The following is a 19,665-nucleotide window of genomic DNA, read 5'->3' as shown; positions in this document are numbered from 1 at the left end:
AACGTAAATGATAAGTTGTAAAGTTAAATTTTGAAAATTGTTATCTATCGGACTAATTTTAACATAAGTAAAAGAGAATAGAATAAATGCGGGGGATTTTCATGAAATTAAAGATTGCTTGTTTGCAGATGGATATTATGTTTGGCAAACCAAAAAAGAATTATGAAGCAGCCGAAGCAATGATTGAAAAGGCGCTAAAATCAAACCCTGATGTTATTGTACTTCCAGAGCTTTGGACGACAGGCTATGATTTAACCAGATTGGATGATATAGGAGATCAGGATGCCGCTGCAGCCCTCACCTTTTTAAAAGGGATTGCGAAAAAAATTATGTTCATCTGGTGGGTGGATCTGTTGCAAATAAAACTGCCGATGGCGTTTACAATACTCTTTTAGTCGTGGATAAAAATGGAGAACCTATCCACCAGTACAGCAAGCTGCATTTATTCAAGCTCATGAATGAGCATCTCTATTTAACTGGGGGTAAAGCAAAGGGTGCTTTTTCATTGGAAAACAGACTGTTTGCAGGGATGATTTGCTATGATATCCGTTTTCCGGAGTGGATACGGGCCCATACAGCGGAAGGGGCAGAAGCCTTATTTGTTGTAGCTGAATGGCCTTTGGCCAGACTAACCCATTGGCGTGCACTTTTAATTGCAAGGGCCATTGAAAACCAATGCTATGTGATTGCCTGCAATCGGGCAGGTTCTGACCCCGAGAATGTATTTGCCGGTCATTCCATGATCATTGATCCTTGGGGAGAAGTTCTAGCCGAGGGTTTAGAGGACAAAGAAATCGTGGAGGCTGAAATTGACCTTGACAAGGTGAAGGAAGTCCGTAAACTGATTCCTATTTTCACGGACCGGAGGCCTGAATTTTATCAATAAAATACGAAGGGCCCTTGCTTTTAAAGGGGCCTTCCGTTTGCCGTTTATCCTTCAATCTTCGCCCACATTTCCGGCGGATTTAACTCGTAGATTCCATTTTCCCTGTACATATAATGATTGATGATGAATTCCCTGCGTATCGTGGCGTAATCTTCATGGAACTGTTTAATATATTCATTGAGTTCTTTTTCTTCGTATTTTTTCCCGATTTTCAGCCCTTTAATAAGATGCTCAAAAACCATTAGCTTCTTCTTTCTCTGGGCTGGAATATTTTTCAGCTTTCCGTCGCTTGTAAAGAAATTATCGATAACCTTCTGATTCTCGATATTCAATTCTTCCATCTTTTTCACTTCCTCCTTATCTGCCAGTTTGGCAAGCACACTTGACTGCTGTTTCAGCACAGGTTCATTCAAATAAAAATAGACAGTATTTTTATCTCTGCGCTGGTAAACCAGGTTTATATCACGCAATTTGTTTAAATGATGAGTAATAGTTGGCGGTGTCAAGCCCAATTTCCCCGCTATTGCCTGCCCATGCAAAGGTCCTTTAGCCAAAAGAAATACAATCCGGATTCTTGTGGGATCACCCATTGTTTTATAAAAGGATACTAAACGATTTAATTGCATTTAATGTAATTGCCTCCTTTTTTCGATAAACAACTAATTAGATATATATCAAATTCATTAAGTTTCGTCAACCTTACAAGCAGTGTTTAAAAATAAAAAATCACCTGAAGGTGATTTTAAAGTAAATATATTTAACTCTTAAACCTTGCCCCTTCCAGGGATAGCAGCTTCTCTTTAATATCTGTACGCGTTCCGGCATATCCTGTTAGAGACTTATTTTTGCCGATTACTCGATGGCATGGAATAATAATGGGCAAACGATTTGCTTTGTTTGCCTGACCAATGGCCCGGACCGCTTTTTCTTTTCCGATTTTCAAGGCTATATCCTGATAGCTTCTCGTTTCACCAAAAGGGATAAGAGAAAGCTCCTTCCACACAGCTCTCTGAAAAATGGTTCCCTGGGGGTCTACTGGGAGATCAAATTCCTTCCTCTGCCCTTTAAAATATTCATCAATCTGAAGTTTGCATTTCTTCAGAAGCGGGTTTGAAGGATCAAACTTCAATTGAAATTTTTCCTCCCCCACAAGAAAATCTTCTTCACCAATGTATACTGCCGAAAGCAGCTGCTCTTCAATAACAATGTAAATCTCTCCTATTGGCGATTCCGTTTTCGAATAAATTCTGCTGTTCATTGTTCTCCCGCCTTTTTAATATATGGCAAATAAATGTGAAATACGGTTCCTTTTCCGAGTTTGCTTTCCACTTCAATTGTTCCCTTGTGCTCCTCAATAATTTTATATGTAACCATTAGCCCCAGTCCAGTGCCTCTTTCCTTCGTGGTATAAAAAGGTTCACCCAGCTTTTTTATTTTATGGCCTGGTATTCCTGATCCCTCATCCCGGATGGATACCTTTATTTTATTATCTCTGCAGGCCTGAAGTGAAACCGTTATATATCCGCCTTTGGGCATGACCTCAATCGCATTTTTTATGATATTGATAAATACCTTTTTCATCTGATTGGGCTCACAGAAAACAAGTGGCAGATCCTTTTCGTAATAAGTCCTAAACTGGACATTATGCAGTACCGCCTGAGCACTTAGAAGGTCAACCGTCTCTTTCATGATTTGGGCGATATCTTTTTGGACAAACTTGACCGCCTGAGGTTTAGCTAGAATGAGGAATTCATTAATTATTGAATCAATTCTGCTCAGCTCTGTGGTTATCACATTAAAATACATGGAGTGGTCTTCCTCAATGCTATCTTCCAGCAACTGGATAAACCCTTTCAGGGCCGTCATAGGGTTTCTGATTTCGTGGGCAATCCCTGCTGCGAGCTCCCCAATGACATTTAAAGTGTCTGATTTTCGAAGCTGCTCTTCCATTTCAAGCTTCTCTGTTATGTCTTTAAATGTAGTCATGCTTAAGTTTGAAAAAACGTTTTGCTTGTTTGAAAACTCAAAATATTTTTTTCTGCCTGACTTTAAGGTAATGGAGAGACTGCCGTCAGATTGCCCATCGTTTTGTATGCTATAAATCTGCTGCTTCAACTCATCATCTGTAATATTGCAATCATTCAAGATACTATGTAATGAAACTCCAATAAGTTCTTCTTTTGACATCTGCAGCAATCTCTGGCCGGATTGATTAACATCTACGATTTGAAATTGATCATTCCAGAGGAGAATGCCTTCCAGCGCTCCCTCAAAAATGCGGCGGAATTTCAGTTCACTTTCCCGCAATTCCTTTTCCATGCGGTGGCGTTCACTTACATTCCTGAAAATAGTCATATGGTAGCCTTCGACAGAGTTTAATTTAACTGTAAATTCCAGGGATTTGATTTGGCCGTTTGGCATGAGAAAGAAGAGTTCATCCCGAATGCCGCCCTTGTCAAACAGATTTTTTACTATACGCTTGTACCTTTTATTTTTTTCGTAAACAAAATCATCCAATCGTTTCTGGAGCAGCTCATCGTGGGTGCACTCAAAAATCCTGCATGCCGATTCATTAGCATCAATAATCTTCCCTCTGCCCCGCCAAAAAATGATGCCATCCAAGGCCTCGATAAAAAGGTCTGTATACAGCTCTTCATTTTTTTTTACTTTCTTTTCTAGGAGCCGCTTATCGGTTACATCTCTTAACACACACATATAATGCCCGCTCTCATTAAGCTTACTGGTCGTAAAATCAAATTCCACGATTTTTTTGCCGCTATGTATCGGAAGAATGCCTCTTACACTATCCTTCATCTTTAAAAGTTCCCTCTGTTTGTCAAGCTTGAATTGTTTATTTACCGGGACAATATCCCCCAGATGCCTGCCGATCAATTCAGTTTTATCAAGGTTTATAATCTTGCAAAACGATGGATTTACCTCAATTATTTTATCGGTATGGTCAAAAATGAGAATTCCGTCCTTTGAACGGGCAAATATATTTTTACTTGGGGCGTCTTCCCCACTACTTTCAGCCAACGCTTTATTTTCCTTTTCCAGTGACTCGATCTTGGCATAGAGCTGCTTGATCTCCTGATTCATAATAACCACTCTATTTCCTCCTATTGGGATATCCGATTAATAGATATTTCTACAAAATTTGATGAAAACCCTTTAAATAGAAGTGAAAACTCAGTTGGTACTGAATGTGCCATATATCCTATTAATTATCTTCATTTCTCCCTAAAGAAGAAGCTCTATTAAAATTGCCTGTTGATTTCCGCTCTCTAAGCCAAGCGAACCGGCCGGGGCCGTGCGCCTGCGGGTCCTCCCTTTGACCCGCTTTTCCCGCAGGAGATTTAACCAGCGTACTCGAAAAAACCGCACGAAGGAAATAAGAAGCTATTTTAGAGGGATCTCTCTCCTTCCGCTCCAATAAGCATTGTGCAAAAATTTTTCCATTTGACCATTTTATAGGATAGAAAAAAGGCAAAGCACACGCGGTACTTTGCCTTTTGCCATTATAGCGCTGGGTGTTCGTGCTTGGCTTTGATTCGTTGCCATCGATACTCAATTTCTTCTTCCAATTCACTAAGAAGCATCTTGTTTTCATCCTTCAGCAAATGCTTTGTTTTGCCCATATATTTAAGCCACTCTGGCAGTTGAACTCTTTTATTCTTTTCTTCCGGATTATAAGTAATGGTTGTAATCCCTTCCTCTACTTCATAAAGGGGGAAGAAACATGAGTTTACAGCAGCCTCAAGAATCTTTTCACCATATCGTTCTTCAGACTTCCAGTTCAGCGGGCAGGTTATTAAAATCTTTCCATATACGGTTCCTGCGTTCTGGGCATACCATTGCGCTTTTGCCGCCTTTTTAATTAGATCCTGCGGAAAAGCTTCACTCCCGGTAAATACGTAAGGTATATTTGTGGACGCCATAACTTGTGCGGTATCCTTATGGTGGAAGCTCTTCCCTTTTTGAGTGAGGCCAACATTGCTTGTACTTGTCATATGGCCTTTCGGTGTTGAATAGGACAACTGTGAGCCTGTATTCATGTAGCCTTCATTATCATATTCAAGCATAATTAACTTATGGTTGCGGAGAGCAGTGCCAATGGCTGAGCCCATTCCGATGTCCATGCCTCCATCACCGGTCACCATCACAAACGTGGCATTATCTGAAACTTTTACTTCACCGCGCTCTTTTAATTCCATAAAGGCTTCCAGTGTTCCAGATAAGGTAGCTGCTCCGTTTTGGAAGAGATTATGAATCATCGTTTGCTTATGGGATGAATAAGGGTAGGATGTAGTCGTTACATAGGCGCATCCCGTTTGGAACAAGACAACAATATCCCCTTCAATCCCTTTAAAGAACAATTCCAATCCTGTGAAAATTCCGCACCCTGGGCAAGCTCCATGTCCTGAAGCAATTCGCTTCGGTTTTGAAGCAAGTGCACGGAGGGGGGGTATTTTAACTTTTAATTTATTGGTTTCAGGGTCTTTTTCCGTTTTAACCAATCCAGTATTATACACTTCTCCATGCTGCGGGGTGATTACTGGCAGCAGGATTTGCTCTTTCTTGCCGGGAGTATGGCCATAATAATCAAATGCTTTTTCGGCATAGCCCTGTACTTTGGCCTCAATTGCAGCTGAGAAAAACGCCTCTGCATCATCAGCATAGAAATCTTTTCCGCCAAGACCAAAAACTCTGCTTAGCACAATTGTTTGATTTTCAGGATCTTCCTGCAGAGCTGACTTTACTTCGTGTGTAAGATTTGGTCCATGGCCGCCATATGAATCTGCACGCTCCCCAATCAAAAGGGCTTTTACATTCTTTAAAGCCTTGCGGATTTCCACCGACGGGAAGGGACGGATAATATTGGGGCTGATTACGCCTGCTTTAATACCTTGCCGGCGCAAGCTATCAACTGTATCCTTTGCTGTTTCTGCAGCTGAATTTAGCAGGAACAGGGCAATTTCTGCATCTTCCATCCCATATAAATCCAGTACAGGGTAGTCACGCCCGGACAGTTTGGCGTATTCTTCCGACACTTCCTTAAACACTTCTCCAGCGGCATACATTGCTTCTGACTGCTGGTAATGATTGTTGATTAAATCATCCCCATTCATGTGGGCACCGATTGTGACAGGCTTTTTAGGATCTCTGGCAAAGTTGTAATCTGTCGGGCATTCACCTACAAACTTCTGTACAATTTTGCGGTCTTTAAAATAATTTACTTTCCTTTTTTGATGGGAGGTGAAAAAGCCATCATAAGCAACAATTACAGGCAGGCGAACTTGTGAATGCTCAGCGATTTTAAGCGCCAAAATGTTCATATCGTACACTGCCTGAGGGGTCTTGGCCGTTATTATAACCCAGCCCGCATTCAGTGCGAAATACAAATCGGAATGATCCCCTCTAATGTCCAAGGGACCGCTGATTGAACGGGTTACAAGGTTCATAACCATTGGAAAGCGGGTTCCTGCTTGAACGGGTAGCTGTTCAAGCATATACATTAAACCATTGGCACTTGTCGCATTAAATACACGTGCACCTGTAGCTGCAGCCCCATAGCAAATCCCTGCAGAGCCATGCTCGCCATCTGCGGGAATCAGTTTAATATTATGTTCCCCTCTTGCCTTCATCTGATCAAGGTATTGTGCAACTTCAGTTGAAGGAGTGATGGGAAAATAGCCCATTATGTGATAATTGATCTGCGCTGCTGCCATCGCAGCCATTTCATTTCCCGATTCGAAAGTCGTCAGCTGATCAGCTGCTTTCATTGTTTTCAGGTTACCTTCTAAAATTGCCATTACAACATTCCCCCTGCTGCTAAAGGAAAGTTTTGCTTTACCCTATGGGCATCCGCAAACCCTATTGTTTCCCGCAATTCACCAAGAGCACTAGTTGGGCAAGCCTCGACACATTTCAAGCAGCCTTTACAATACTGATAGTCGATACCCTTCAGGAACATTTGCTTCCTGCCTTTTTTGTCTTCCCCCTCTTTCCAAACAAAGCAAAAGTCCGGGCAAACTGTATCGCAGGCTGCACAATTGATGCATTGCTCCTGCTCAAATTGAGGCAGAAACCCCTGTCTTGAACCGCTTAGATCTTTCAGAATACTATTTGCCTGTGCAGTGATCACTCCTCCGATTTCCTGGGTTACATAGCCCAGCTGAGGTGCTGTTCTATGAAACTCTTTCCCCTCTGCATCATCAGGAGTTTCATAGGTTTTGAACTTCACTTCATTAAATCCTCTTTCGAAGGTGCGGATATTGGGTTCCACAAGGATCGGATATTTTTTCTCAAAGGTTTTGCGGATGACCATTTTCATTGACTCCGGATCAAGGAAATTGCAAATTCTGAAAAGTGCTCCGAGCATCGCAGTATTTACTTTTGTTTTTTCTTCTACTGCTATCTGCAGGGCATCCACAATGGCGAGTGTTCCATATTCCAGTTTCAAATCTTTCTTTATATCATCAAACTCCCTGGCAGTATTAACAAGCAGAATTCCATCAGGCTCCATGCCACTTACAACATTCACCATTTTATATAACGACTCGTGGAAAACGCCGGTAACGTGAGGCTGCTCAATTGGGCTATGTGCCCGTATTTCGGTATCAGTTTCGCAAAATCTCACAAACGCTTTGACCGGAGAGCCTTTTTTTTCAGAGCCGTAAGACGAAAAATTGGACCCATTCAGTCCAAGGCCCAGAACACCAGCCTCCGCGAGCATTTTTCCTGCAAGATTGGCCCCAAGGCCGCCAATCGATTCCAGCCTTATTTCATAAAATCCCAATTCATTTATTTTAGGTAAGATTGACATGTTCTCCCTCCCTCATATGGTAAACGGCTTAAAACGCCGTAAAATTATCCCCTAAGGTAATTCTAAAAGAACTATTTCCATTTATCTGTGACAAATGTTATATTTCAATTAAAAAATTTGAAACAGATTTCAATAATTTCAACAGAACTTTATAATATATGAGGTGCGGACGCTTAGATAAATATATAACAGTATCCATATTGTAATACAACAGATTCGTCAAACTGTTTTTAATTTACTTTTTCTGTAAATTACACCTTCTATTTACACGAGAAAAGCGGTTTGCTTCATGTTAAAGTGGGTAAAGAAAGAAAGAGTGTTTTGGGGGTCTTTAATAGAGGAGGATTTATGAAACAACGTGATTATTATTTCGACAATGCCAAGTTTATTTTAATCTTCTTTGTCGTATTCGGACATTTGCTCCGCTCTTTTATTGAAGATAATGAAACGATTTACACCTTATACAAGGTTATTTACACCTTTCATATGCCGGCATTTATATTAGTATCAGGTTTTTTTGCAAAAGGCTTCTACAAAAAAGGCTATATAAAGAAAATTGCAAAAAAACTAATACTGCCGTATATCATATTTCAGGTCATTTATTCTGTTTTCTATTACTTCTTATATAATAAAGGAACGTTTGAAATGGACCCGTTTAACCCTCATTGGTCTTTATGGTTCCTGATCAGCATGTTCTGCTGGAATATTATGCTTCTTTTCTTTGCTAAGCATAAAGCAGTTTATTCATTGACAGCCGCTCTGCTGATTGGCCTTGCCGTCGGGTATGCCGACTGGATCTCAAACTATTTAAGTTTATCAAGGACTTTTGTTTTCTTTCCTTTATTTTTACTGGGGTATTATTTAAAGAAAGAGCATTTTTATGCCCTAATTAAACCGAAGTTCAGAGTTAGTGCATTAATTGTGTTTGCAGTTGTCTTTACCGGTTTCTACCTTTATCCGGATATAGATTATAAATGGCTCCTTGGATCCAAGCCATATACAGATATGGGTGCAGCTTCTATTGGAGCAGTATTTACCAGACTGGGATTCTATATCCTTAGCTTAATCATGGTATTTAGCTTTTACTCAATCGTTCCCCAAAAGCAGTACTTCTTTACAAACCTGGGGAAAAATACGCTTTACGTCTACCTGCTGCACGGTTTCTTTGTCCGTGTATTCAGGGAAAGCGATGTGCAAAACTACTTTAACAAACCGGAAACCTTCCTGCTGCTTGCTGGTATTTCGTTATTGCTGACTCTGCTTCTATCAAGCAAACTGATTACATCATTTGCTCAGCCTATAATTGAACTTAAAACCTCACAACTAAAGAAGTTGAAAGATAGAACAAGGGCATATGTCCGTTTTTATCGTAAAAAACTTACAAACTAAAAGACGGATCGGCCATTTAAAGTGGCCGGTTCTTTCTTTTGCATATCCATTGACCAAAACTGATAAAGGCATTATAATAAGTAACTGTGTCACATAAGTTCATTTAAAACATATCTCAATGGCTCAGCTAAGCGTAAACATCTGTGAGTTGCTTCTTTGTAGCTTTGTGTCGACGCATCCACTCCCCTGGATTAACTCGTATAGGAAGAAACGGGATTAAAGCCGAATTCAATGTAAGTAAAAATTTTTTATTAATAATAACTTGTCCCAGTAGCTCAGCTGGATAGAGCGACAGCCTCCTAAGCTGTAGGTCGTGAGTTCGAATCTCGCCTGGGACGTCAATAAAGAAAAGCGTAGAATCCATATATATCAAGGGTTCTGCGCTTTTCTTTATATTTGTTTCCTCTTTTATAAACCTTGAAATTTTTTGTTTGGGGTCGATTTGGGGTCGGAACGATTTTTATTAGTGATTATATACCGCTATTCCGACTTATTTTAGAACATTTATAATGAGTGGTGACACCCAGACCTCTCCCCCTGTCAAAGTGGCAAACAGTCACGGAAGCAATAGCGTTTTTATGGAAAATCCCTTATATATCAAGGATTCAGAAGGAATCAAGTTTATTCCTTTAGATTTAAAACGGGCCGTTGTTGACCGTTTTCGTCAACAATACGTCAACATCCATTACTTGTCCCTCATTTTGATTTCTTATTAAATTAAGCACCCGTTAGCCATCCATGAAGCACAAAAATCAGTGTTTCACCATAGAGAATGAAAATGGTTTCGAACCGTCAATACTGATTCTACGGCTGGGAGAGGAAGGTCGTTGAACTATGGTGCGTTAGAGCCCATCCGTTAGTCTGACTCCACCTACCACGGTGCACCACTGACTGTAGCTCCCTTACGGGAAGCACACAAATCCTATTCTGGTTGTTGCACCAGCCTCTACTTTAATGATTGCCGTAGAAAGGATGTTTTCAATGGATGTAGTCATTGAAAGAGCTTGTGGTATGGATGTCCATAAGGACAACATTACAGCCTGTATTATCACACCTGAAGGAAAGGAGGTTCAAACTTTTTCTACTAAAACTGTATTTCTATTGAAGTTGATTGACTGGGTTAAGCAACATAACTGTACACATGTAGCCATGGAAAGCACGAGCGTTTATTGGAAACCCATCGTGAATTTACTGGAAGCTGAGGATATCGAGTTTTTAGTGGTGAATGCCCAACACATGAAGGCCGTTCCAGGACGTAAGACAGATGTAAAAGATGCAGAATGGATTGCCAAACTGCTTCGCCACAGGCTGCTTAAAGCCAGTTATATTCCCGACCGGAATCAACGTGAACTTCGCGAGCTCGTTCGTTATCGCCGAAGCATCATTGAGGAGCGTGCAAGACAACAAAACCGGATTCAAAAGGTGTTAGAAGGTGCAAACATTAAGCTGGGATCTGTCGTTTCGGATGTACTGGGTGTTTCGGCAAGAGACATGCTTGACGCCATCGCAGATGGCGAAGAGGATCCTGAGAAACTAGCAAACTTCGCTCGACGCACCATGAAAAAGAAGAAGGAAGAATTGGAACTAGCTTTAAAAGGCTATATTAACTCACATCAACGGTTAATGTTGAAAACCATTTTGGGCCACATTGATTTTCTGACTGAACAGATCGAAATGCTCGATCAAGAAGCTGCGAAAAGAGTAAGCTCTCATCAAGAGGATGTGGAAATACTTGATTCAATTCCTGGCATTGCGACAAGAATGGCTGAACAAATCCTTTCTGAAATCGGAACTGATGTAAAAAAGCAGTTTCCCACTGCAGCCATATGTGTTCCTGGGCAGGCTTGGTTCAACAGAATGAAAGTGCAGGAAAAAGGAAATCGGCTAAAACTAAAAAAGGAAACAAGTATTTAAGGTCCGCTTTGACTGAGGCAGCTCATTCGGTAAGGGGATAGTGGCTAATTTCCTGCAAATAATTCACTTTAATATGATCATCGAACAAAAATAGAGGAAGTAGCTTGTTACCGCCTCCCGTCCTGCCTTCAAGTTTAGCAAGCAGATTTATGTTTTAGCAATTTCGTTTCATTTGTACCATTCGTAACATTCGGAACGTATTCACTCATTTTCTTAACAATAGAATCCTTAATACGCCCGATATGGGTATGGGACAATCCCATATGTATAGCATTCCAGCGATAACTTTTCCCCTCAAGCAGCCAATGAAGAACCTCAATTTCTCTATCATCCGTAATAAGATGCATCCGATCCTGAATAACAGAAATCTTTGCCTCGTACTTATGAATAACTGAATATCTTCTCTCCCTGCGTACATTCTCCCAGTAAACTGGATCATTTGTTGTACCCTTAGCTTTCGGCATCCCAGCTGCATCTCCATATTGAGCTGTGAGTCCTTCCCCTGCATCTTTTATTGAATCCCTTAGTATTTTTATAGAGTTCATCATCTAATGATAATCTTTAAGAAAGGATTCTATTCGTTTGCTGGCAGCTTCTTTCATCCAGTACTCTTCCCATGATATACTTTAAATAGGTAGGTCAGGAGGAGTCCTGGCCTTTTTTGTCCTTACAAATCATTTTTTAGTTTTTTAAGGTATCCCGGAATGATTGACTTATTTCCACAGTTATTGCAATATACCCCGTCAACCCCTTTGATAAAGTAAGTTTCCATGATGTATTGTGGGATTGGCCGGGGCACACCACATTTAGAACAAAACAATAAATAGCTTATTTTTTTCTCGGTCATACCCCTTCCCCCTTATATTAATAGTTCTTGGTTAATTTCTTTATTAATATAATTCGGGAAGTTCTTACCTTTTCCTGTTACAAAGGACGTAAATCAACACCTCCTATCTTGCGTTTCCAAATTTTTATTTCAATCTAACTTCCCATTAAGTATAATTATCTAAATTACTTATAAAGGATGGGCGCCATGTTCAAAAAATTCTTTGGAAAAAACTATACTGTTGCTGACTTCTGGATTTGGTTTGAAAAGAATTCACAAGACTATTATCAGTTAAAAGAAGAAAAATTAAATTCTTTGTTCAACAAACTAGATAAACAGTTATCTAAGATAAATGAAGATTTAGCATTTGAATTTAGTGCTGATCTTATCGATGGAAATAGAGAGTTTATAATAAGCGCTGATGGTATCCTGTCTGCCTTTCCAGATGTCATTGACCTTGTTGAAAAAGCACCCCAACTTGACAGCTTTAAAATAATTGCCTTTAGACAAAAAGGTGATATTGACGATATATCCACAATTGAATTTGAGGATATAAAATTAGGTCCTGATGATGTCTATTTCACTTACAGAAAAAATGGTGACACTTTAGATATTGTTCTATATCTCAGAGGTTATGACTCTGATTTTGAAGAATGGGAAAACGCAGCCTTTATATTATTAGACACTATTATTGGAGAGTATGATGTTGCTACTAAAATAGGAAATATTGATATGCTACCTTATAAAGAAAGTCCTAATTTAAAACCCATTATAGAATTACCCTCATTAATAGATAAGGAAGTGACTGGGATAAGCTTATAAAGCTTATCCCTTTTCATTTTTTCTATACCCCACTAATTAACTTTTCTTTTTATACTCTCTGTTGGTTGTAAGCACAAGTAAACTGTTATTTTAAAACTCCAAAATTAATTGTGTCATTTTCGTTACAGTTTTGTCGAAACGGTTTCACTTTTTTGTATTAATTTAGATAATACAACTTGTGTGTTTTTTATCATATCCCGAGATATAAGGAGGCCGAAAATTGACACTTCAAACAATGTCAGATGAGTTATTAATTTCTTCGTATCTTAATGCAGTCAGTCTAAATATAAACCTCGAATTTATACAATTATTGTATTTTGAAATTGAACGTAGAAATATTAAGCATCTTCTCCCGAATGAACAGCCCAGAAACTAGGGATAGTATTTAACAGGGCCACCTCTCCATCATTCACAGGCAACACGATATGGCCCTTTCCAACACTTAATAATAAGAAAACTCTTCTTTAATTCCACCTAGTTGCCATTTTGTATCGAAAAGGAAGATAAAATTGTTCACTTTTCTTTACCACAAAGTGTAGTAAAGCCTCTCCCAAATTTTTTTGATAACTTCATTATTACAAGATAATTTTCACTTTAATACACTTCCAACATGTGCTAATTTAAAATTAGCTCTCAACCATGTTCCCAGGAGGTATAATCATTAATATTGGAGCAAAGGTTGTTTATAAATCTGACATGTACACTATTATTTGGGTATATGAAAATGGTTTTTGTGAAATCCAAAAGGCTTTTGATACAAAATTAGTTCATCAATCTGAACTTACTCTTCTACAAAATTAGTTTTTTAACTTTTCCATGGTTGAGAGTCACCTTTAGCCCTTACTTACACCCTTTTAATATAAGAGCATATACTAAAATGCATGAACCGCTCACAATTACCGCAAATTTGCGGTTTTTTTATTGTTAAGATGCAGGAATGTGCATAATACATTTTTTAGCTGGGCACTTTATTGTTACCGAGCAAGGCTTACCCTCCACTATTGAACGACTTCAAGACTACACGCATTGCTCGAGATTAATTTTAAAACATTTTGGACATGCTAACTCCAAGAGTAAGGGCTCTGGCTTATCACCTTTAGACATTATGCTCTGTGGGCCCTTATTCGATTAAAGAGGTATTTTATTATGATTAACTGGATATTCCAAAATATAATCAATATTATTTTTGTTCTTACACTTTCTCTTCCATTAATTATTTTCATTGCCTTTAGTTTGATTAATAAAGTAGCAAGGAAAAGTTAATTTTAAGGGACTTAATCAGTTAGCAACTAGCTCAAGTTCGCTACTTTCAGATTCATACTGCATTGTGTTTTTCTGAATAGCATTTCACGCATTGCCCTCAACGTAGAAATAATTTGGCTTTCCACAAATCTTGCAAGTCTTTGAGTAAGTATTCCAGCGTTTGTTGCAATCCCTGCATTCTAGTAATAAGAGGTCATTTCGATGGCCTATCACAGTACCCTTAGCCCGACATTTTGGACACCGAGTAGCCAGCTTAACATTAATGTGATACTCATTTCTATTTCTCCTTTCAAAACCAGTTATTTTGGGCATCCTCACGGGCTTTTAGATGATATTCTTATTTTGTTCAGTAAAACTTTGGAACGCTTCCTCTGATTCAAACGCAGCATGTATATATGAGCCAACAAATAGGGCAGTTGAAGGTGACTCAGTATAGACCCCGTTTAATTTCGCCATTGTCTTTGCTTCACATTCAACAAAGCTTTTAAATTGTGATACAGAGAAATATTCAATGTCAGCTTCATTCGAATGATAGTTCGAGCTCGTCAGCTTTATTTTTTTCTTCTGCAGCTGGCTTGTCATCTATATCACCCTTTTTATCCGACTTTTTAAGTTCTTTTTTATCAGCTTTTTTCTCTTCTTTAAAAGTCCTGAAAGGTTGCTCTTGGCTGTCTTCTTTTTTTCCTTATCAAACCAATCCTCCGGTTTACTCATTCCATCTTTTAGTGAGTTATAAATCTTAATCAAATCGATATAATCTACTTCTGTAAAGGCGTCCGCATTATATTGCTTGTGTGACTTTGTATTGATTCTTAAAGGCATTCAGGGAGTTTGCAATCCGATCTTTAAGAGGTCCCTTATTATTACCTGCGAGGGTTTTATTGCATTCTTCTACTGCTGCTCGACAATATCACCTGGAATAATGCCTAGAATATAAGATCTAAGTCTTCTTGCTCCGTTGTTAGCTACCAACTCATAAATATCACGAGGATCATCAAGCTTTGTTATCGAGCCTTTAGCTTTACGAGAATGCTTAACCGTGAAAACTTTTTCTTGCCGTACATTTGTTTCTAAGTCCCACGCGTATGCCATAGCAACTGATTCTCCTTCACGCTGTTCAAGTTCCTTAACTCCAAAGGCAAGGTTTCCCCAATTTTGGGCAAGCACCTCAGCTAGTCGTATGGAAGACCTTCAACTAATGAAATTAGAGGTTTTAACCGATGATGAAAGGTTTGGTACTTAAGCAATTGATTGTAAAAACAGGTGTTATGATTAATCAGTTTATTGATGTTGTTACATACCTTTCATGCAGCACGAAGGATATTTCGAAGTATATTTAAATTTAAGTATTCAAGACGATGAGGATGAATCACCTTACAGAGAAACTAGCTTAAGGTATTGCTGCCACTCTTGAAGTAGCAAAAGCCATTGCTCCTGCAAAGGGGTGATGGCCACATTAAATACACCCCTAATCCTAAAGTAAATAAAGAAAGCCACCCGATTAAAAGGATGGCCCAATTTTTCCATGATTTTGGCTGTTCGTACATTTTAACTTCCTCCCTTTAATACGTTATAAAAAATAGTGATCGCCCCACCGAGAATACCAGTAATGATGGATGTAATAATGGCTGCTGTAATAGTCCTTTTAATCCAAGTCGTATTGTCGTCTATCTTGTTAAGCTTTTCATTTATTGAAATAATTTGTTGATCATGCCGAGTTGTCATTTTTTCAAGGTTGTTAACCCGGTTCTCAATATTTTTAAGATCCCCCTTTATTTCTGTAATTTCTTTTTCGTACACATTTTCATTTTCCGGCTCCTTCAAGATAACTCCCCTCCTTAAAAGATATCTTAAGTGCTTGTCCCGTTAATCGGATTTTAAGTGGCTAAATTTATAGCATCCCCCACATTGAGCACTGTATAAAATAGTAAATGAAAAACTCCCGGATCATGTAACGGCAACTATCTCTCCAATACAGCCTTTTGCTTGAATAACTCTTCTGCATTATATTTTCTATCCTTTAAACACTGTAAAAATATCGTTATACCACGGTTCTTTTTAGTCATTTAGTATCCTCTTTAATTTTTTTCAAATCACCTTGGATGTTTTGGATAATTTGGTCTTGCAAGAGTGTTTTATCCTGCAGCAGGCGAATATCACCTTTCATTTCTTCAATGTTTTTCTGTACAGATGTCTTCCAGAAATCCACTGCTTCCGCATCCTGTGTCACTTACAATCCACCCTTTGAAGCAAAAGAAAAAAGACCCTATTCAGAGGTCTTTAAATCTTCCCGGATGTCCCGAAATCGGATTCATGGTAAAAGAACGTTAATTTAACAAGGGTTTATCCAAGTTCATCAAAGTTGCTACTTTTAAGTAAGACCGCCTTCTAAGCTGTAGGCCTTGAGGTGAATCTCGCCTGGGACGTCACCTGAAAAAGCGCCAATCTTAAACAAAGGCTGGCGTTTTCATATTGTCCTCTCTTTTTTACGAAAGTTAAATAATTCTTTACAAGCTTTTACTACTATTATAAAACTTGCATGCTACCCTGGAAGCAGTGGGGATAGCATGTGTGGCTATCATCGCACTTGGCGAAGGAGGAGCCAAGTGCTTTTGTTTTTCTGTTTATCCTCTAAGTTAAACCACCGAAATTTTGCCGAATGGCAGATAAGAAATAACTTCTTAGAAAAGATTCAAAACTAATTACAGCAGGATCACCAAAACCGCATTTTAAAAGGGGGTGCCGACCCTTTCTCTGCACACCCTTTCACCTTTTACAAATCTTCAATAACAATATATGCTGCTTTGACTGGCCCATGGACACCGACGACGAGGTTCATTTCAATATCGGCGGAATTGCTTGGCCCTGTTATAAAGTTGATGCAAGATGCTACCTGTTCTCCTAACTCTACTCTTTCGCGGATTAGCCTTGCCGCTTGAGTCATGCGGGGAACCAGTGAGCTTTTAGGGATAAGAATTACTGATGCAGCAGGCAGAAAGCTGACAGTGCGGCCCCGATTCTTGCCGCTGAACAGGACAGCTGTGCCAGATTCAGCCAGTGTAATATCGCTGATCGTGATTCCGATATTTGCATGCTCGGCATATCCTATATTTCTTTTTTCCAAGGAATAATCCCATTCGTGTACTTCCACATTTTCTTTCGGCCAGATTTCTTTGAAAAGCGGTGAAAGCCCGAATTGTCCAAAGCGCTCGTCCTTCCAGGTCACAACTGGACCTCCACCGTATTCGGCAACAATTTTTTTTAAGATATCCGGCAAATTGTCGGCATCCGTTACAAGTAAATCCGTGTGTATTATCGTACACTGGTTTTTTAAGGCCTCGAGCAATTCATCTGCATCCGCCTCTTTTAAAACTGCATCCTGTGGTCTATAGCTCCACTTCGGCCGATCGACTCCCGAGGTTCTTTTTTCTCTTCCTAAGCGGCTTGCAACTTTACTGAGAAAAGCGTCTCTATTCTGAACTGTTCCACTCATTGCTGTCCTCCCCCTTTTGGCCGGTTTACGAACCAATCCCGGAATCTTTCTTTATTTGGCGCAGGAAAATCACGGATCTCCGTCCAGGCTTTTAAAGGTCCCGGACCCTTTGTTATTTTATCGCCTGCTGTAAACGGATTCATCGCTGTGGGAGCCAGTTTGGATCCCAGCTTATAAAGGGATGGCGAAGCTGCTCCAAGTCCAAAAGCCTTCATAGCCATTTTTTCAGTTATTGGAGCCCTTCCCTCTTTTTCCACAATAACCTGACGGTGCTTATGAAGGAGTTCATGAAGCGGTATTTTAACAGGACATGCTTCCGTACAGGCTCCGCATAAAGTTGAAGCATACGGCAGTTCCTTATAATCATCATATCCACCCAGCAATGGCGAAAGGACAGCTCCGATTGGGCCGGAGTAAATGGAACCGTATGAATGCCCGCCTACATGCCTGTATACCGGACATACATTGACACAAGCAGCACAGCGAATGCATTGCAGGATGGATTGGAACTCTCCTCCCAAAATACCTGATCGCCCATTATCAACAATGACCAAATGGAAGTCTTCCGGACCATCAACGTCGAGCCTTTCTTTGGGTCCTGTCAGCACTGTAATATAGCTGGTAAGTTTTTGGCCGACTGCGCTTCTTGTCAGCATGCTGACTAGTATCTCCATTTCTTCATAGGTAGGAACAAGCCTTTCCATACCCATTACAGTGATTTGGGTCTTTGGCAAAGCCGTAACCAGATCTGCATTGCCTTCATTTGTTACCAGTGTTATGGAACCTGTTTCCGCAACGGCAAAATTGCAGCCTGTTATGCCAACGTCTGCGGTTAAATACTCCTGGCGAAGCATTTCTCTTGCATGCCAGGCCAGCTCTTCCGGCTTCTCAGTATTCTGATAATTCAGCTTTTCCGCAAACACGTCACGAATCTGTTCTTTATTTTTATGAAGGGCCGGTGCTACGATATGGGATGGGGGATCATGGTCGTCCACCTGCAGGATGTATTCTCCCAGATCCGTTTCAATAACTTCACACCCTGCCTTTTCCAAACAGGCATTCAAATGGATTTCTTCCGTAACCATTGATTTTGACTTAACTACTTTTTTGGCCTTTTTCTTTTCAATAACTTTACTTATATAACTTGATGCTTCTTCCGCAGTTTCAGCAAAATAAACGTGTCCGCCCCTTTCCACCACATTTTCACTTAATTGATATAAGTAATAATCAAGATTTTCAAGGACATGCTTGCGTATTTCCTCAGCAAGAGACCGCCATTCTTCCCAATTCCCTAGCTCGGCAGCAGCATCAAGCCTTCTCGTCTGAAGCCTTTCCTGCGCTCCTGAAACAGCCCCTCTCATAAAGCTGTTATTTATGCCGGCATTTACACGCTCTTTAAAATCTTCCGTACCGATTTTCATAGCCATCTCCTATTCCCCCTAACAAAAAGCATGTATGTTCAGCCGCTATTTAATACTTCTGCGATATGCAGGACCTTAATCTGCTTGCCCTGGCGCCCAATTCTTCCGCCGATATTCATTAAACAACCTGCGTCAGCGCCTATCAGGAATTCCGCTCCAGTCTCTTCAACATGATGGACCTTTTCATCTACCATTTGTTCAGATATCTGTGCCATTTTGACTGAGAACGTTCCGCCAAAACCACAGCATTGCTCTTTCCCCGGAAGTTCGGTAAATTCGAGGCCTTTAACCTTCCCTAATAATTTTATTGGTGCTTCTTTAACCCCTAGAAGCCTGGTCATATGGCAGGACGTATGATAGGTGGCTTTCCCATCAAGTCTCGCGCCAACATCCTCTACCTTTAAAATATCCACGATAAATTGCGTGAGTTCATATGTTTTCTCTGCCAGTCTTTTGGCTTTCGGTTCCCAAACTGGATCGCCTTTAAAAATTTGCGGATACTCATGAAACATATAAGAACATGAACCAGAAGGAGAAATAACATACTCTGAATGTTCGAATGCTTCGATCATCCTTTTCATTGCTTCCTTTGATTCTTTTACATAACCGCTATTAAATGCAGGCTGCCCGCAGCAAACCTGTGATTCCGGAAAATCTATTACACATCCAAGCCTTTCAAGCAATTCGACTGTTGCTTTGCCGGCGTTTCCCTGAAACATATCTACCAGGCATGTTGCAAAAAGGCTTACCTTCATTCTTTTCCTCTCCCTAAGCTATAAAATTTTTATATCTTACATTTTACTACATTTCTAACAAGCTTTGACG

At 39.9% G+C, this 19,665-nt stretch carries 17 protein-coding genes, 1 tRNA gene and 2 pseudogenes; 6 read left to right on the top strand and 14 right to left on the bottom strand.

The window, feature by feature from the left end:
- The first annotated feature begins 101 nt into the window (after positions 1-101).
- Positions 102-886: pseudogene (locus DFO73_RS25590) on the top strand (carbon-nitrogen family hydrolase).
- Positions 887-930: 44 nt separating this feature from the next.
- Here DFO73_RS25590 and DFO73_RS25585 read toward each other — a convergent pair.
- The 5 genes from DFO73_RS25585 to DFO73_RS25565 all read right to left on the bottom strand — a co-directional run bounded on the left by DFO73_RS25585 (position 931) and on the right by DFO73_RS25565 (position 7,712).
- Positions 931-1,512: a DUF2087 domain-containing protein gene (locus DFO73_RS25585; RefSeq protein WP_110067504.1), complete on the bottom strand. Its 582-nt coding sequence runs from the start codon at positions 1,510-1,512 to the stop codon at positions 931-933.
- 131 nt (positions 1,513-1,643) lie between these two features.
- Positions 1,644-2,144 (bottom strand): methylated-DNA--[protein]-cysteine S-methyltransferase, encoded by a 501-nt coding sequence (locus tag DFO73_RS25580; protein WP_110067503.1) that lies wholly within the window; start codon positions 2,142-2,144, stop codon positions 1,644-1,646.
- Positions 2,141-3,994 (bottom strand): PAS domain-containing sensor histidine kinase, encoded by a 1,854-nt coding sequence (locus DFO73_RS25575; RefSeq protein WP_110067502.1) that lies wholly within the window; start codon positions 3,992-3,994, stop codon positions 2,141-2,143. Before DFO73_RS25575 ends, DFO73_RS25580 begins: the two co-directional genes overlap by 4 nt.
- Before the next feature lie 410 nt (positions 3,995-4,404).
- Positions 4,405-6,699 carry a thiamine pyrophosphate-dependent enzyme gene (locus DFO73_RS25570; RefSeq protein WP_110067501.1) on the bottom strand — a complete coding sequence of 765 codons (2,295 nt, stop codon included), beginning with the start codon at positions 6,697-6,699 and terminating at the stop codon, positions 4,405-4,407.
- The gene (locus DFO73_RS25565; RefSeq protein ID WP_110067500.1) at positions 6,699-7,712 is read right to left on the bottom strand and encodes a 2-oxoacid:acceptor oxidoreductase family protein; all 1,014 of its coding nucleotides are present in this window, start codon (positions 7,710-7,712) and stop codon (positions 6,699-6,701) included. The genes DFO73_RS25570 and DFO73_RS25565 overlap by 1 nt, the downstream gene beginning before the upstream one ends.
- A 348-nt stretch (positions 7,713-8,060) precedes the next feature.
- Here DFO73_RS25565 and DFO73_RS25560 point away from each other — a divergent pair, with 348 nt between their 5' ends.
- The 3 genes and pseudogenes from DFO73_RS25560 to DFO73_RS25550 all read left to right on the top strand — a co-directional run.
- Entirely contained in the window at positions 8,061-9,101 is a 1,041-nt protein-coding gene (locus tag DFO73_RS25560) for an acyltransferase family protein (protein ID WP_110067499.1), read from the top strand.
- Between the two features lie 264 nt (positions 9,102-9,365).
- Positions 9,366-9,439: transfer RNA gene (locus DFO73_RS25555), tRNA-Arg, on the top strand.
- A 643-nt stretch (positions 9,440-10,082) separates the two neighbouring features.
- A pseudogene (locus DFO73_RS25550) lies at positions 10,083-11,044 on the top strand (IS110 family transposase); the annotation flags it as partial.
- Positions 11,045-11,149: 105 nt separating this feature from the next.
- On the opposite strand, the gene DFO73_RS25545 reads toward DFO73_RS25550, so the two are convergent.
- Both DFO73_RS25545 and DFO73_RS25540 read right to left on the bottom strand, forming a co-directional pair.
- Entirely contained in the window at positions 11,150-11,563 is a 414-nt protein-coding gene (locus DFO73_RS25545; RefSeq protein ID WP_181396135.1) for a helix-turn-helix transcriptional regulator, read from the bottom strand.
- 119 nt (positions 11,564-11,682) lie between these two features.
- Positions 11,683-11,862 carry a hypothetical protein gene (locus DFO73_RS25540; protein WP_110067498.1) on the bottom strand — a complete coding sequence of 60 codons (180 nt, stop codon included), beginning with the start codon at positions 11,860-11,862 and terminating at the stop codon, positions 11,683-11,685.
- Between the two features lie 186 nt (positions 11,863-12,048).
- On the opposite strand from DFO73_RS25540, the gene DFO73_RS25535 reads away from it, so the two are divergent.
- Both DFO73_RS25535 and sda read left to right on the top strand, forming a co-directional pair.
- The gene (locus DFO73_RS25535) at positions 12,049-12,663 is read left to right on the top strand and encodes a hypothetical protein (RefSeq protein ID WP_110067497.1); all 615 of its coding nucleotides are present in this window, start codon (positions 12,049-12,051) and stop codon (positions 12,661-12,663) included.
- Positions 12,664-12,898: 235 nt separating this feature from the next.
- On the top strand, positions 12,899-13,039 hold the full coding sequence (gene sda, locus DFO73_RS25530; protein WP_110067517.1) for a sporulation histidine kinase inhibitor Sda: 141 nt from the start codon (positions 12,899-12,901) through the stop codon (positions 13,037-13,039).
- A 1,211-nt stretch (positions 13,040-14,250) separates the two neighbouring features.
- Here sda and DFO73_RS25525 read toward each other — a convergent pair.
- The 7 genes from DFO73_RS25525 to DFO73_RS25500 form a co-directional block, all read right to left on the bottom strand.
- Positions 14,251-14,508, bottom strand: a complete 258-nt coding sequence (locus DFO73_RS25525) for a PD-(D/E)XK nuclease-like domain-containing protein (protein ID WP_110067496.1) — start codon at positions 14,506-14,508, stop codon at positions 14,251-14,253.
- A 309-nt stretch (positions 14,509-14,817) separates the two neighbouring features.
- Positions 14,818-15,018 carry a hypothetical protein gene (locus tag DFO73_RS29890; protein WP_181396134.1) on the bottom strand — a complete coding sequence of 67 codons (201 nt, stop codon included), beginning with the start codon at positions 15,016-15,018 and terminating at the stop codon, positions 14,818-14,820.
- A gap of 456 nt (positions 15,019-15,474) precedes the next feature.
- Positions 15,475-15,750 carry a hemolysin XhlA family protein gene (locus tag DFO73_RS25515; protein WP_110067495.1) on the bottom strand — a complete coding sequence of 92 codons (276 nt, stop codon included), beginning with the start codon at positions 15,748-15,750 and terminating at the stop codon, positions 15,475-15,477.
- Positions 15,751-15,988: 238 nt separating this feature from the next.
- Positions 15,989-16,156 (bottom strand): hypothetical protein, encoded by a 168-nt coding sequence (locus DFO73_RS28925; RefSeq protein WP_181396133.1) that lies wholly within the window; start codon positions 16,154-16,156, stop codon positions 15,989-15,991.
- Between the two features lie 543 nt (positions 16,157-16,699).
- Entirely contained in the window at positions 16,700-17,419 is a 720-nt protein-coding gene (locus DFO73_RS25510) for a LutC/YkgG family protein (RefSeq protein WP_110067494.1), read from the bottom strand.
- Positions 17,416-18,846, bottom strand: a complete 1,431-nt coding sequence (locus DFO73_RS25505; RefSeq protein WP_110067493.1) for a LutB/LldF family L-lactate oxidation iron-sulfur protein — start codon at positions 18,844-18,846, stop codon at positions 17,416-17,418. Before DFO73_RS25505 ends, DFO73_RS25510 begins: the two co-directional genes overlap by 4 nt.
- 32 nt (positions 18,847-18,878) lie before the next feature.
- Complete coding sequence (locus DFO73_RS25500) at positions 18,879-19,595, bottom strand: (Fe-S)-binding protein (RefSeq protein WP_110067492.1); 717 nt, start codon at positions 19,593-19,595, stop codon at positions 18,879-18,881.
- Positions 19,596-19,665 lie beyond the last annotated feature (70 nt).

The organism is Cytobacillus oceanisediminis (assembly GCF_003182355.1).
Classification (GTDB): Bacteria; Bacillota; Bacilli; order Bacillales; family Cytobacillaceae; genus Cytobacillus; species Cytobacillus oceanisediminis_A.
This window is presented reverse-complemented; position numbering and strand designations above follow the sequence as displayed.